At 27.0% G+C, this 15,030-nt stretch carries 13 protein-coding genes; 1 reads left to right on the top strand and 12 read right to left on the bottom strand.

The annotated features are described in order from the left end of the window. Window positions 1-225 precede the first annotated feature (225 nt). Complete coding sequence (locus tag ACI48P_RS06555) at window positions 226-1,875, bottom strand: sporulation peptidase YabG (RefSeq protein WP_475214680.1); 1,650 nt, start codon at window positions 1,873-1,875, stop codon at window positions 226-228. Between the two features lie 152 nt (window positions 1,876-2,027). Next, a complete protein-coding gene (locus tag ACI48P_RS06550; RefSeq protein WP_475214679.1) occupies window positions 2,028-2,693 on the bottom strand; it encodes a PHP domain-containing protein in 666 nt (221 codons plus the stop codon). 338 nt (window positions 2,694-3,031) lie between these two features. Between ACI48P_RS06550 and alr the strand changes: the two genes are divergently transcribed. Continuing rightward, the gene (alr, locus tag ACI48P_RS06545) at window positions 3,032-4,186 is read left to right on the top strand and encodes an alanine racemase (RefSeq protein WP_475214678.1); all 1,155 of its coding nucleotides are present in this window, start codon (window positions 3,032-3,034) and stop codon (window positions 4,184-4,186) included. A 98-nt stretch (window positions 4,187-4,284) separates the two neighbouring features. Here alr and ACI48P_RS06540 read toward each other — a convergent pair whose 3' ends face one another. The 10 genes from ACI48P_RS06540 to ACI48P_RS06495 form a co-directional block, all read right to left on the bottom strand. After that, the gene (locus ACI48P_RS06540) at window positions 4,285-5,013 is read right to left on the bottom strand and encodes a DUF975 family protein (RefSeq protein WP_475214677.1); all 729 of its coding nucleotides are present in this window, start codon (window positions 5,011-5,013) and stop codon (window positions 4,285-4,287) included. A 138-nt stretch (window positions 5,014-5,151) separates the two neighbouring features. After that, window positions 5,152-5,859, bottom strand: coding sequence for a tRNA threonylcarbamoyladenosine dehydratase (locus ACI48P_RS06535; RefSeq protein ID WP_475214676.1), 708 nt, complete (start codon window positions 5,857-5,859; stop codon window positions 5,152-5,154). A gap of 96 nt (window positions 5,860-5,955) precedes the next feature. Further along, entirely contained in the window at window positions 5,956-7,074 is a 1,119-nt protein-coding gene (locus ACI48P_RS06530) for an ABC transporter permease (RefSeq protein WP_475214675.1), read from the bottom strand. A gap of 1 nt (window position 7,075) precedes the next feature. After that, window positions 7,076-8,146 (bottom strand): ABC transporter permease, encoded by a 1,071-nt coding sequence (locus ACI48P_RS06525; RefSeq protein ID WP_475214674.1) that lies wholly within the window; start codon window positions 8,144-8,146, stop codon window positions 7,076-7,078. 10 nt (window positions 8,147-8,156) lie between these two features. Continuing rightward, a complete protein-coding gene (locus tag ACI48P_RS06520; protein ID WP_475214673.1) occupies window positions 8,157-9,089 on the bottom strand; it encodes an ABC transporter ATP-binding protein in 933 nt (310 codons plus the stop codon). A gap of 231 nt (window positions 9,090-9,320) precedes the next feature. Then, window positions 9,321-9,851 (bottom strand): GNAT family N-acetyltransferase, encoded by a 531-nt coding sequence (locus tag ACI48P_RS06515; RefSeq protein WP_475214672.1) that lies wholly within the window; start codon window positions 9,849-9,851, stop codon window positions 9,321-9,323. 118 nt (window positions 9,852-9,969) lie between these two features. Next, window positions 9,970-11,871: a ribosomal protection-like ABC-F family protein gene (abc-f, locus tag ACI48P_RS06510; protein WP_475214671.1), complete on the bottom strand. Its 1,902-nt coding sequence runs from the start codon at window positions 11,869-11,871 to the stop codon at window positions 9,970-9,972. 427 nt (window positions 11,872-12,298) lie between these two features. After that, the gene (locus ACI48P_RS06505; RefSeq protein WP_475214670.1) at window positions 12,299-13,267 is read right to left on the bottom strand and encodes an HD domain-containing protein; all 969 of its coding nucleotides are present in this window, start codon (window positions 13,265-13,267) and stop codon (window positions 12,299-12,301) included. Window positions 13,268-13,333: 66 nt separating this feature from the next. Then, complete coding sequence (locus tag ACI48P_RS06500) at window positions 13,334-13,963, bottom strand: response regulator (protein ID WP_475214669.1); 630 nt, start codon at window positions 13,961-13,963, stop codon at window positions 13,334-13,336. Between the two features lie 4 nt (window positions 13,964-13,967). After that, entirely contained in the window at window positions 13,968-15,002 is a 1,035-nt protein-coding gene (locus ACI48P_RS06495; protein ID WP_475214668.1) for a sensor histidine kinase, read from the bottom strand. Window positions 15,003-15,030 lie beyond the last annotated feature (28 nt).

The raw sequence follows: 15,030 nt of genomic DNA, 5'->3' as shown, positions 1-15,030 counted from the left end.
TTGCTAAAAAGCTTTTTCAAGCGACTACGTCGGCGATTTCATTTTACTTACTATCGTTGTCTTTTCTATCACTTGGTTACATGGGTTATACGCAGATTGTGTGCTATCATGAATTTTAGCATACATAAAAAAGGTATTGATGTAAATTTACATCAATACCTTTTTATAATCTATTTTAGTTTAGGTAAATTTAACCGCTAAATACTATCAATTTTTATAAACTTATTAATTATTGTTAAAACATTTCACTACCCCGTTAGCGATTGCCTGTGCTATATTTTCTAAATTCAAATTATCATTTAGTATATTATTATCGTTGCTATTAGTTAAAAATCCCATTCCCAGCAATACTACTGGTACATTATAACCACTAAATAACCTAAAATTTTTCTTTTTTATTACACCTCTATTTTTAATGTGAATTCTATTACAATATTCATTTATTATATTCTCACAATAACTATTTCTATTCATACTTAATATATCATTATCATATTCACTATCGTAAGATACAATACCTAAAGCTCCATTAGTATATTTATCATTATCCCTATTACAGTGCAACTTTAGTACTAAATCTGCATCCACTTCATTGGCTATTTTAGTTCTATCCTCATTACTCACTAATTCATCATATCTTCTTTTTGTCATTATCACGTCATAACCATAGCCCTCAAGTATATCTTTTAGTTTAATTCCTATACTGTAGTTTATTTCATACTCCTTATCTTTAGGAAATCTATCGAAACTAGCTAAATTCTTCACATTACCTACAGAAGAGTGTCCTGGATCTATAACTATTGTTATGTTATTTAGTTTTTCATCTTCTGAATTTGCTTTTCTGCATACATAAGCACTACAATTTTCCTCATCAAGACCTTTATTATATACACATTCATACATACAGTCATTTTGCTTTAATGATTCCCCATAAAAAATATTACAAATATTATTAGCGTACTCATAGCTATTTTCACTATACTGCGAAAAAGAATTCATACAATGATCATATGATTGCCAACTCATACTAGTATTTGATAGCCCATTTATGCTTGGAAAGGTTGCGTACTTTAAAGCACCACCTGTTTGTACCCCACCTATCCCATCATAAGTTGATACAGTATCTTCTATACAGTCCATTAAATCTACAGGAGTTAATCTTGGAGTTAGAGCAATATGACACGCAACAACCGCAGGATCTAATGCTTCTATCTCTATTCTCTTAGGAGAAGATGCGAAGTTTGCTCCTACTAAAATTAAAAGTTCAAAAAAAGATGAGCAAGCTCCTGCAAATATCATTAATGAATCTGAATCTTTTTCATACTCTCTTGCTTTAGAAACTGTTTGGGCGAAATATTTAGAATTTGTATAAGAGTTAATATCTAATGGATCCTTACCTTCTTGATATAAATCATGACCTGTAATTACCAATATATCCGGATTATTTTTTTTAAGTAAATAGGTTACCTGCAGCGGCATTTCTTTAGGATCTAATACAAACCCAACTGCTTGTATATTTAAGTTTTTGTATAATGTTAGACACTGTTCTAAATAATCTTTATCAGTGTCAAGATGTAGTATACTCCCAGGAAGTTGAAATATTTGAGTTTCTTCAGAATTACCCCTACGTCTATTTTTTCGACCTAGGTAATTAACATTGTTGCACATGTAATTTAAATATTCTTTTCTTTCTTTAACTTTCATGTCTATTATATCTTTTTGTGCTTTTTCTATTTCATTAATTTTAACTACTTTAAGTGAACGCTTTGTTTTACCTTTCAAGTTTACATATCCATTTATTATATTTGTAATTTCCCACAAATCTTTGTTTTCATCATCTTTAATAACAACTATATCTGATATCTTAAACACCATACTATTGTCCCCTCCTAGTAATCATTATAAAATACTATTAGAGTATAGTATGATTAATGTATAACTTATGAAACTAGTCTCATTATCAAAAAAGGTTATCTAGAATATAACTTCTAAATAACCTTAAAAAAATCTAATATGCATATTTTCAATTAAACACAATCTAATAATGTATTTATATGTTTTTCGTAATAACATTTAATATCTTTAAACATGTTTCCTTCTTTCACTACAGGATTAAAATTACCACCTTTCAATGCTTCAATAAAATCTCTATGGTCTCTTATTTTATAGTTAAAGTTAGTAGCAAAAGTTCCAACTTTATCAATTATATGAGCATCACTTGCACCTAAAGATGGTAAATTAAGCTCTGCTGATAATTTATAGGATTGTACATTATGATTAGGTAGAGTACTTCCGTTAAATGATTCCACCCCTACTAATAGATGGCTTAATTCTTTCATATTATTGCCTATACCACGATTATTATTTCTAAAAGGATGAGCTGCAACTGCTGCACCTCCTTTTTCATTTACATATGTCAAAAGCTCTTTAGCTGATACCTTATGCTTTGGGATATCTCTTACGCCAAAAACAAGTATATCTCCCTCAAATGTTAATATTTCTGCACCTACAATGATTAGAGTATTATCAATAAGTGTTGAGTTTCCGATATCATTTATCATATCATTATTATCATGGTTAGTTATACACAAACCATCTAAACCAATAGTTTTAGCTTTATGTATGCACTCTTTAAAATCTATAAAACTATCAAAAGAATATTTATTTTCGTGAATATGAGTATCTATTATCATAAGTCTCCTCCTATAAAACACTGCTTAATTAATATTTTAACATATAATTATTTAAGATATATATGTATAGATAAATTCTATACACATTCTATCTTCGATAGATAATTAATATTCTATATTTACTTAAATTTAACTATCTCTTATTATATGACATTAAATATAATTTAATTTTAATCATCTTTATTAAATTATATTGATTTTTAATTGTATAAATGTTATTATCATTTCAGTTGATTAAATTAAATCATATTAATTTAATCTCAAAATTTTTAAATTCAATTTAATAATTATATATATCTATTTAAAATTTACGTTTAATTGAAAGCTGAGGTAATAATATGAAAATAAATTCAAGTACATGGATAGAAGTAAACTTAGAAAATATAAAATTCAATGTAGATAATGTTAAGAAAGCTTTAAATAAAGATACTATGCTTTGCTGTGTTGTTAAGGCAGATGCTTACGGTCATGGAGCTGTAGAAGTCTCTAAATTCTTAGACAGTGAAAAAAATGTAGATTTCTTTTCAGTTGCAAGGTTAGAAGAAGGACTTGCTCTTGTAAAAGCAAATATTCAAAAACCTATATTATGTATGGGTTATATAGATGAATGTAAAATTCAACATGCAATAGAAAATAATATAAGAATAACTGTGTACTCTCTAGAAGTAGCAAAGAAGGTAAATGAGTTTGCTAAAGTGTTCAATAAAAAAGCTTATGTACACATAAAAATAGATACAGGTATGAGTAGAATTGGTTTTGTTGTTAACGATGATTCTTTAGAAGAAATAAAGCAAATAATTAAACTAGAAAATGTATTAGTTGAGGGTATATATACTCACTTTGCAAAGTCTGATGAAGAAAATAAAGAAGCAACTTCTAATCAAATGAGTAAGTTTAACGTTGTAATAAATGCATTAAATGAAGCTAATTTAAATGTTCCTATAAAGCACGTATCTAACAGTGCTGCAATCTTAGATTTAAGAGATTATGACTTCAATATGGTAAGATTAGGTATTTCTTTATATGGATGTTACCCTTCTGATGAAGTTAAAAGAGATATCTCACTTAAAACTGGTTTAGAATTAAAAAGTAAAATAAGTAATATAAAAACAATTACTAAAGGCACTAGTGTAAGTTATGCAGGAGTATACACAGCTAGAAAAGATGTAAAAATAGCTACTATGCCAGTTGGTTATGCAGATGGTTTCCCTAGAACTCAAAAGTATCCTAAGGCTTTTATAAATGGTAGATTAGTTAATATTGTAGGTAGAATTTGTATGGACCAAACTATGATAGAGATACCGGCTGATTTAGAAGTAAATATGGAAGATGAAGTAACACTAATTGGTGATATTGATGGAATCAGAATAGGTGATATATCTAGCAAAATGGGAACTATTGACCATGAAATATTATGCTGCTTAACAAAAAGAGTAAATAGAGTTTATATTACAAATGATAAAAAATATATAGTAAATACTTTACTAGATTAGTAATTCTTATATAAAAAGTGCCAATAAACTATATGATTAAAGCAGTATAGTTTATCGGCACTTATTTTTTATTAACTTAACTAAATAGCACTAATTTTCTAGTATTCTGAGTATTCTTCTGGATTACTATTGTTATGGTCTAATTGTTTATAAAAATTAGTAACAGTTAAAGTCATGTATGGTGCTAACCATAAATATCCAATACCAAGTGTTAAGATGCTCAGAATTCCCCATCCAATAAAGCTTAGGTATATTACAAATAATTCCCACTTATAACCTTTCATCATCTTCATACTTAGGCCTATTGCCTCAAATAATCCAACATTTTGCTTATCTACTATGATATATCCTGTCATTGCTATTGCTAAACTAAAAATAGTTAATCCAACCGCTATTATTATTGTTATTATTATTAAAGACCATGATACTGCACCAAAATGTCCATCGCTAAATAAAACATATGTCATTGATGAAACAGTTGCTAATCCTATTACAATACCAATGATCGCTCCTATTACTGACATTAAAACAATATATCCTAGTGATTTTAATAATACTCCCTTTGAAACTAATAAATCTTTATAGGTAGCATTTCCCTCTTTTTCAATGAATAACAAATAAAAATTTGGGAATCCAACAAATGCCCAAACTTCAAAGCCTAAAAGTATAACAAAGCATAAAAATACTCCTATTCCTGAATAGGAATGCTCCTGTATTGTAGAGATTATTATAGTTACTATACAATAAGCCAACATTGTAAGTACAGGTATTTTCCAATGCCCTTTCAGTTGACTCTTAGAAAGTTCCTTTAACTCTGCTCTATTCAATAAATCCACCTCCTTATATCTTGCATACAATATATATATTCCATTAGTAGTTCATTTGTTAACTTTTATATAAATCTTTTATATATTTACATAAAAATAAAGGTATTAACTATAATTCATTAATACCTTTACATATTTTTATAAACCTAAAATATCTTTTACTACCTGAGATGCCATCGCTAATCCACCACTTGATGACATAAAAGATAAACTTCCAGGTAATATTCTATGTCCATTAGAAACTTTTTCCTTTACTTCTAATGGTTGCTCCGTTGAAAAAACTACCTTTAAATGATTTATATTTCTATCTCTTAACTCTTTTCTTACTACTTTAGCCAAAGGGCATGTGTGTGTTTTTGAAATATCACTTATTTCTATCTTTGTTGGATCTAACTTATTGCCCATTCCCATGGAGCTAATAATAGGAATTTCTTTCTTAGTACATTCTTCTATAAGATGAATTTTAGATGAAACCATATCTATTGCATCTACTACATAGTCATATTGCTTGTTTAATATATCTTTACTGTTTTCTTCATTAAAAATTGCTTTTATTGCGCTTATATTCAAATCCTTATTAATATCAATAAGCCTTTCTTTCACTACTTCTACTTTATCTTTTCCTAAATTTGAGTTAAGTCCTGGTAACTGCCTATTAAAATCTGTTAACTCAACTTCAGAGTAATCAACTATTGTCATATTTCCTACTCCACATCTAACTAAAGCTTCTGCACAAAAGCTTCCTACTCCACCTACTCCAACTACAAGAATATGAGAGTTTTTCAGTTTTTCTACTCCATCCTCTCCAATAATTAATGATGTTCTTGCTGTAAATTTATTATCCATATTTACTCTCCTTTTTACATCTCCAATTTAGTTTTACCTAAAGTTCTTAACATTATAAAAGGATACAATTAAATTTAAATTGTATCCCTTCTTCTTTTATTCTGTTTTAGCCTTTTTCCTTGATTCTATTAACAAATATAACATAATTAACACTACTGATATTGCAATAGATGCTACGAAATCTAATATTATACCACTAACTTCCCCACTCATAATTATCTTTTTAAAAGCTGAATTTATCCATGTTAAGGGAGATACTAAAGATAACTTTTGTACCATATCTGGCATAAACTCGATTGGTATAAATCCTCCACTTAAAAGTGATATAGGAGTAATTACTATTGTTAATAAGGTATAGTACATAGTTGAATTATTTGAAACTGATAACACCAATAAAGAAATTGCAATTCCTATTAATGATAATGCAAAAGATATTAATACCATCCATCCAAAGCCTACATTGAAGTTGTTATTTAAAACCATGAATGCAATCAATAGTGTTAAACATTGCATCATTAGAAGTACAAAACAGCCTAGTATATGACCTAAAATATACTCTACTTTGCTAATCTTTGAAACCAAAATCCTTTTATCTATCTTATTTTCTTTTTCCTTTAATAAAGGATTTAGTCCCCTTCCAGCTATAAGCAAGAACCCCATACTAAATAAACCAAATGTAGTTAAATAATATACGACAACAATTAAGTCACTACCTCTATAATTAAAGCTATACTTATTACTATCAAATTTATTATAATAATTTAAAGATTCTTCTCTACTATCTCCAAGAGAAGTTAATTGAATAATATAACTGTTTATAATGCTCACTACATAGTCTTTCTCTGATGATCCTTCTTTAGATATTATTTCTATAAGATTACTTTTTCCTTCTTTTATATCTTTATATAAATCATTACTATCGATTATTAATCCAACTATTGCATTACCATTGTTTACTATGTCTTTTACTTCTTGTGGGCTATTTTTGATATCTATTTTTTTAAATTTATCTTTTGGTAACAATTTATCAAACACTTCACTTTTATCATTACTGTATACTGCTATAGATACTCCTTTAGTAATATTATTATCTACTTTATTCATTAATAAATTAAAACCTATACCCATTACTAGTGGAAAGATGATTATTAACCAGAACCAATTTTTCATTACACTTTTTAAATTGTGCTTTAAAATAATAAATATATTTTTCAATCTAGTCCACCACCTTTCTATTTAAAATAACTACTGCTATTATCATCATTATTATTGAATAAGTCATAGTCATTCCTAGTGCTAAATTAAAATATTGTGCATTACTACTTTCTACAAGAGAAAATAAAGATTGATGTATCCACTTAAATGGATTTATATCTGTAAACGTCATTTTGCTAATATCTGTGTGTGGCATTAGTGTCCCAGAAGCAAGTGTTATAGCTGTTACTATTAGCGATACCATATTTTCTCCCATAGACTTTTTCTTTGATATAGCAGAACACAATATACCTAATGATACAGCTAGTAAGCTTAATGCCCCTAGCAACAAAACTATTGGTATGATATTATTTAGATTAATATTTACTCCATAAATAATTGAAGACATAAATAAAATTACTATTGATTGTAAAAATATTATTATAAAGGAACCTACCAATTCAAAAGTCATAAGCTTAGAAATTTTTATTGGCGATGTTTTAGCTCTATGACCTATATTTTCTTTTATATAAAATGTATTTTTAAATGCAAATATACTACCAACTAAAGTTACCATTTCTAACATAACAATTGAAAAAAATACTTGATAATTAACTTTTTCTTCATTATTTTCGAAGATAGTACTTTTAATTATATTATTATTAATAAAATTCTTATTATTTCCTGACTGATAAATAACTTCTTCCATGCTTAACATATTAAAGAACTCTTCACTTACTCCAGCTACAATGTTTTCTCCAATACTTAAAGTCTTACTTCCTTTAAAATTTATAGATTTATTACTTTCATCTATTTCAATAACTACATTACTGCTATTTTCCTTATCATTTACTTTAATATTTAACTCTATATTTTCATTTTCTTTGTCAAAGTTTTTCATAAACTCAACATATGATATAGTTAGTTGGCTATTCTCCTCTCCATGTATTCCCAAATTTATTGTCTCTTTTTCTAAATCAGTGTCATACATCATTGAAAATATAAATGGAAGAATCAATACTAGCATTAAATTTGCTAATAAAGAACTTTTGTCTCGAATAGACCTTTTTATAGAAGATAATATTATACTCATACCACCACCCCTAATCTCTAAGCTTTCTTCCTGTAAGATTTAAGAAAACATCTTCTAAAGTTACTACATCACTTTTAATATCTAAAATTTTTACTTCCTTCGAAGATAGATAAGATATGAATTTATTTAAGCTATTGATTTCTCTATCTATGCTAACAAATATCTTATTTTCCTTAAACTCTATGCTATCAATTCCCTTTATAGCTAATAGTTCATTCTCATCAATATCTGTTATATCGCTTACCAATACTTCAAACTTATTTTTATTACTTATTATTAATTTTAGGCTTTCCTTTGTACCCTTTGCTATAACCTTGCCTTTATCCATAATTGCAATATTATTGCACAAAGTTTCTACTTCCTCCATATAGTGAGATGTGTATATTATTGTGCATCCACTTTTATTTAGTTTTTGAATAGATCTCATTATATGATTTCTAGATTGAGGATCTATTCCCACTGTGGGCTCATCTAATATTAAAAGTTCTGGATTGTGTACTATTCCACAAGCAATATTTAGCCTTCTTTTCATACCTCCAGAATAAGTTTTACTAAGTTTTTTTGTATTTTCTAGACCTACAAACTCTAATGCCTCCATTGACTTTGCTTTCAATTCTCTACCTTTTAGTCCATATAAACTTCCAAAAAACATTACATTTTCTAAAGCTGTCATATCCTCAAATATTGCTAATTCTTGAGGTACTATCCCTAGTTTCCCTTTTATACCTCGATCATTTTTCGCTAGCTCCTTACCACATATTTTAATACTGCCTCTATCTTTTTCTAAAATAGAGCAAAGAATATTAATTGTAGTACTTTTTCCTGCTCCATTTGGCCCTAATAATCCAAATATTTCTCCTTTTTCTATAGATAAATTCAGATTTTCAATTGCAATTTCATCACCAAAGCTTTTATATAAATTACTTATCTCAACATATTTCATTTTTTCTCCTCCATTTATTTAATAATGTCTTTATCTTAACTTTATATTTTAATTATATGGTAATTTCAGGAATTCTTTAAGTGTATATAGTCATGATTTAACTATGACTAAAGTCATGATTAATTGCACAAAAAATACAACTATATAAGATATTTTTCTATCTTGTATAGTTGCATTTTAAAATTCACAATAAATTAATATTCTTCACTGTACTACTCTATAAGCTGGATTTTAGATATTTAGATAAAAGATTATATCGCTTTTTCCTTCCTGCTTCGTGCCGCAATAAACCATAGTGTCAAGACCTCCTATTTTAAATCCCGACTTTACATAGAACAAACAAGCATTAAGGTTATTATCTTGTCCTTGAGTGTATATTCCTTTGTACCCATTTTCCTTTGCTATACTTTTCCCTTCCTCAATCAGCATTCGTCCAATGCCACAGCCTCTTGCCTTTAAGTTCACTTTCAAATCGTACAAATATAAATATTTATTCCATGATTTCTGATAAATGGCAAGTCCAATGCAATCATCCCCTAAGTAAGCACCTACAAAAAAACTATTTTGATAAAGCTCATCGTAGCTATAGTTTGTATCAGGAAAAGTCATTTCATAGGCTTCATATTTATTAAAATGTTTTATAGTATATGTCCATTGTTCATTTATATAAGATGGAACCATTTTTCCATAGATAGGAAATGTCTCATTAGCAATATTTATATCACTTTTATTTTTTTGACCAATACGTTTTATATTTACCATTATATCCCCCATAATTTTCTATTTATATATTTTCCACCATATAACAATTACCTCAATCTACTCATATTTATATGAACTTAATAATAAACTACTAACTTATATTTACTAGCTATGATTATTAAATTTCCATATACTTACATAATAAATTATCTAAATCTTCTTCTATCTTACTTTTCTCTTCATAAAGTAACTGTAGCTTTTCATAGTCAGAGCTATTATTTTCAATTACATTATCTATTTCTTTTATCTTTATCTCTAAATTCTCGATCTCTTTTTCCAAATTGTTAGACTTATATTTATTATTACTTTTCACCTTCTGAGTTTTATTGATATTATTATTTTTCTTATAATTATTACTAGCTTCGATATCTGTTTCTTTCACCTTACTATTATCATATAGTAATTCTTTTTCTTCTCTTTTCTCTTTATAATAGTCATAGTCTCCATTATAGTTAAATATTGATTTATTTTCTATAGATAAGATCCTATCACTTATTACATTTATGAAGTATCTGTCATGAGATACAAATAGTATGCTTCCCGTAAACTTCATCAGTACTTCCTCTAAAGCTTTAATACTTTCAATATCTAAATGATTTGTAGGTTCATCAAGAATTAGCAAGTTAATATCAAAGTAAAGAATTTTACTAAGCTTTAATCTAGACTTTTGACCACCTGAAAGAGATTTAACTTTTTTAAATACATCTTCTTTGTGAAACATATACTTAGCTAAATATTCTCTAGCCTTGCCTTCTAATATGTTTATATCTTGTCTGAACCAATCTATAATAGTCATATTATCATCTTCAAATTCAACATTTTGAGGAAGATATCCTATTTTCGAGTTAACAGATACCTTTAAGCTTCCACTATCCAATTTTTCATTGTTTAATATAATATTTAATAATGTAGATTTGCCACAACCATTATCACCTATTAGTGCTACATTTTCACTTTTCCTTATTAAAATGTCAATATCTTTAAATAACAATTTATCTCCAAAAGATTTAGATCCGTCAATTATACTTATTACATCTTGTGATTGTTTACTATTATTGACTATATTTATCTTCATACTATCATTATTTTCAAATGGTCTATTAATTTTATCCATCTTATCTAATCGCTTTTGCATACTTTTAGCTCTCTTAATAAACTTTTCATTTGATCCATTTCTAGAAAATAATTTTAATTGTTTAATGGACTCTTCCATAGATTCGATTTTCTTTTGTTGATTTTTATATTGGTGCTTCATTAATTCTAAATTTTCTTCTTTTTGTTCTTCATAACTTGTGTAATTCCCTATATAAAATTTTGATGATAAATTTTCTACTTCAACAACCTTAGTTACCACCTTATCTAAAAAATATCTATCATGGGAGATAATAATAACACATCCACTATAGTCTTTTAGATAATTTTCAAGCCACTCTACGCTTTTCATATCAAGATGATTTGTTGGCTCATCTAATAACAATATATCAGGACTTTCTAGTAATATTTTACCTATTAATATTCTAGTTTTTTCTCCTCCACTAAGACTTTTAAAATCTAGATTTAAGTATCTATCAGTAATATTTAATCCTTTGCAAATTTTTGATATGAATGTTTCTTTTTCATAACCACCTAAGTTTTCATATTCTGTTTGAAGTTTACTATAGGTTTCTAAAACACTATCCATATTACAATTTAGATTTTGCATTTCTTTTTCTAATGTTCTTAGTTTCTCTTCAATTGGAATCAAATAAGTAAACCCAAGATTTAGTATATCTTTAACATTTAGATTGTCAAACTCTGGTATTTGCTCTAAATACCCTATCTTTAACCCTTTTCTTATTAGTATCTCCCCTTTATCCTTACTTTCTTTATTAGCAATTATATTGAAAATTGTACTTTTCCCACATCCATTTCTTCCAACTATTGCTACTCTGTCTTTACTATGAACATCAAAATTTATATTATCAAAAATTAAATTTCCGCCATAATACTTACATAAGTTTTTTACTTCTAACTCTATCATAATTAATACCTCCATATTATGTCCCTTACTTTTATCTTCCTCGGGTTTATAACATGCAAATCAATCTACAAATTTGTACACTAAAAAATCCGAGCAAGATAAATTGCTCGGATATACATTATTTGTTATTTATATATCAAGATTAAAAATTTATTTTCTCACTCTATTGGTTGTAATATTCAATTTTAGACGCACTTATCCCACTAACAGCAAAATATGCTGAAATGTTAAATGAATATTGTCTAATTTTTGACATACTATCAATAAAGTAATTTTTCATTTTTAATCCTCCTTTACATAACATTTTAAGTTGATTATAGTACTATTTTTCTGAAAATTCAAGCATATATATAAATATTTTTTACAAAAGATATTATTAACAGTTTACTATATCTTATTCCATAATAATTTGATAAAAGTATTAATATTATAACCTTTTTAAATATACTCCACTTTCTACTTTTTCCGTAAGTTTCATGTTTATATCTTTTATTAAACTTGATAATTTAGATGATTCTATACATCTTCCATCCACTATAACTGTTGGGTCTACAAATCTTAACTTTGTAGTTTTATGCATTTGATAATCTTCTTTATCTTCTATTACTGTTAGCTTGCTGTTCAAAGTCATTGAAATATTTTTTACACTATTATTCTTTGATTTATTTAAAACTTCTAATACTTGATTGTCTTCTTTTAATAAATCATCTTTGCTTAACTCTCCATTATTCAAGCAGATCCTAATTGCCTCAGCTAACCTATCATATGCAAATAAGTTTAATGGGTGCATAAAATATTCTACTACTTCTTTATAATATGTATCTACAAACCACTCACTATATTTTATTGAATTTATCACTATTTCTCCATCTACTACAAATAGTGATTTTATAAAATCATCTACTTCACTTTTTGTTATCCTGCCATGTTTGTATGTATCCCTAAGTGTGTAATCGACTCTATCAGCACATAACTTTGGAGCTTTCATTTCTAAAATGCTCCATTTACTTTCATCTAGTATATTATCTATACTAAAACCATATTTTTTTAGTATACTTGGAATACTAGATTCTTTTACTACTTTTTCAAATATTATTTCATGATAATTTTCATAACTTTTGTCTAATGCATAATCTACTACATGTGAAAATGCTGTATGTGAGATATCGTGCAATAAACCAGCTATTTGCTCTTCGATACTTCCTCCTAATATTCTTATTAAGAGCATTGTACCTATACTATGTTCATATCTAGTTACATCCCATTTTTTATTTACGATGAAACTAGCTCCACCTTGATATACTCCATGTAATCTTTGTATTTCTTTTGTATTAATTAATTCCTCTAACACATTTTCTAGTTCAAACTCTCCATATAAATAATCATTTATTTTCATATATTCACCTCTTAGATTAGCTTTTATTTATTGTAAAGGTATATGACATCATTGCTATAACTTATTTTATTTGACTTTCTTTAAATATTCAATTGCTATTTGTGTTCTATGCTTAAGATCCATTTTTGATAATATTGAAGTGATATGATTTTTAACTGTTCCTTCAGATAAAAAAAGTTCTTTAGAAATTTCTTTATTAGATAATCCTTTTGAGATTAATTTTACAACATCTTTTTCTCTTTCAGTTAACTCATACTCATCGAAATCATATTTCTTTATCTCATCATTAGTTGATGCAAGTTTTGAAATTATCTCAGCTTCAAAAACTCCATTTCCTAATGCGACAGACTTTATTGCACTAATAATCTTATCTGGTTTACTGCTCTTTAATATATATCCATTAGTGTTATATTTTATCGCACTGGTAATTAAGCTATCTTCATCAAAGGTTGTTAGTATTAGTACTTTTGTGTTAATTTTTCTTCTTTCTATTTCAGATAGTACTTCTTCACCATTCATTATTGGCATCCTCATATCTAATAAAACAATATCCACATTATTTTTTAATAAATAATCTATACATTCCTTACCATTTTCTAAAGTATCAAGAACCTCTATTTCCTCATCAATTCCTATTATTATTTTTAAGCTTTCTCTTATTAAAATATCATCATCTACTATTATTATTTTTATCATGTCTTTACCTCTTTAGAATTATTAGCGTTGAAAATCCATCTCCATTATTAAAGCTCACATCTCCACCTAGATTAACAACTCTTTCTTCTATTCCTAACAATCCCATACCCTTATTAAATTTACTCTTATTACTTCCATTATCTTTAATGAAAAGTCTTACTATCTTATTCAATACACTAATTTCAATACTAATATTATCTCCATCAGAATGCTTTATCGTATTTGTCAAACTTTCTTTTACTGTATCTGTTATTGCCCTCCAATATATTACACTTATATCATTAATATCGCCTTCAAGCTTTATCTCTGTATATATTTTATTTTCTTTTGAAAATTCATCTAAGATTAGCCTTAGTTGGTTAATACCGATTTGAGATTGCTCAGGTTTTATGTTTCTAAGTGCTTGTCTTATTTCATCCATCCCTTCTCTTAAGTTATTAGCTATATTATCAATTATATCAATTCCTTTAGAAACATCTTTACTTACTACAATTTTAACTGCTTCAAGTTGCATTATACTTCCAGCAAGTGTATGACCTATATTATCATGTATTTTTTGAGATATTAAATTTCTCTCTTCGATTTTTATTGACTCTATATTTTGTAAGTTTAGCTTTTTCTCTAACAGTCTTTTTTCTTCTATCGAATGTATTTTATCCCTTAATATATAATTATTCTTTTCAATTTCTTCTCTTCTCTGTTGATTCTTTACACTTTCATAAGTAAACATTGTTACTACAATTCCTAAACATATTAAAAGATAGCTAAGTCCAAGTTTCACTTGTAAAATCACACTCAATACTAAAAGTATACATATATAAAATTCAGTATATTTCTTCGATTTAATATAATCGCTAACTATTGGTCCTATTAAAACCACCAAAGGATTAAATAGAAGAGATGCTACTACTATATATATTCCATTTCCTAATAATATTCTTTCTCTATGCTTTTTAACAATTTTCAAATCACTGAGTATGTATAAAGATATACTAATACAAATCAAACTCATTAATATTGAATATCTTAATATGTTCATGCTATTTTCTCTTGATATAATTTCAAAA

It is taken from the genome of Romboutsia sp. LXY-2, from assembly GCF_056171995.1.
The sequence above is the reverse complement of the archived record's forward strand: the minus strand, read 5'-3'. Positions and strand labels throughout refer to the sequence as shown.

Excerpts from the sequence above, each read along its gene's own strand:
- ACI48P_RS06555 (WP_475214680.1), bottom strand. The coding sequence starts at position 1,875 with ATGGTGTTTAAGATATCAGATATAGTTGTTATTAAAGATGATGAAAAC.
- ACI48P_RS06550 (WP_475214679.1), bottom strand. The coding sequence starts at position 2,693 with ATGATAATAGATACTCATATTCACGAAAATAAATATTCTTTTGATAGT.
- alr (WP_475214678.1), top strand. The coding sequence starts at position 3,032 with ATGAAAATAAATTCAAGTACATGGATAGAAGTAAACTTAGAAAATATA.
- ACI48P_RS06535 (WP_475214676.1), bottom strand. The coding sequence starts at position 5,859 with ATGGATAATAAATTTACAGCAAGAACATCATTAATTATTGGAGAGGAT.
- ACI48P_RS06525 (WP_475214674.1), bottom strand. The coding sequence starts at position 8,146 with ATGAGTATAATATTATCTTCTATAAAAAGGTCTATTCGAGACAAAAGT.
- ACI48P_RS06520 (WP_475214673.1), bottom strand. The coding sequence starts at position 9,089 with ATGAAATATGTTGAGATAAGTAATTTATATAAAAGCTTTGGTGATGAA.
- ACI48P_RS06515 (WP_475214672.1), bottom strand. The coding sequence starts at position 9,851 with ATGGTAAATATAAAACGTATTGGTCAAAAAAATAAAAGTGATATAAAT.
- abc-f (WP_475214671.1), bottom strand. The coding sequence starts at position 11,871 with ATGATAGAGTTAGAAGTAAAAAACTTATGTAAGTATTATGGCGGAAAT.
- ACI48P_RS06505 (WP_475214670.1), bottom strand. The coding sequence starts at position 13,267 with ATGAAAATAAATGATTATTTATATGGAGAGTTTGAACTAGAAAATGTG.
- ACI48P_RS06500 (WP_475214669.1), bottom strand. The coding sequence starts at position 13,963 with ATGATAAAAATAATAATAGTAGATGATGATATTTTAATAAGAGAAAGC.
- ACI48P_RS06495 (WP_475214668.1), bottom strand. The coding sequence starts at position 15,002 with ATGAACATATTAAGATATTCAATATTAATGAGTTTGATTTGTATTAGT.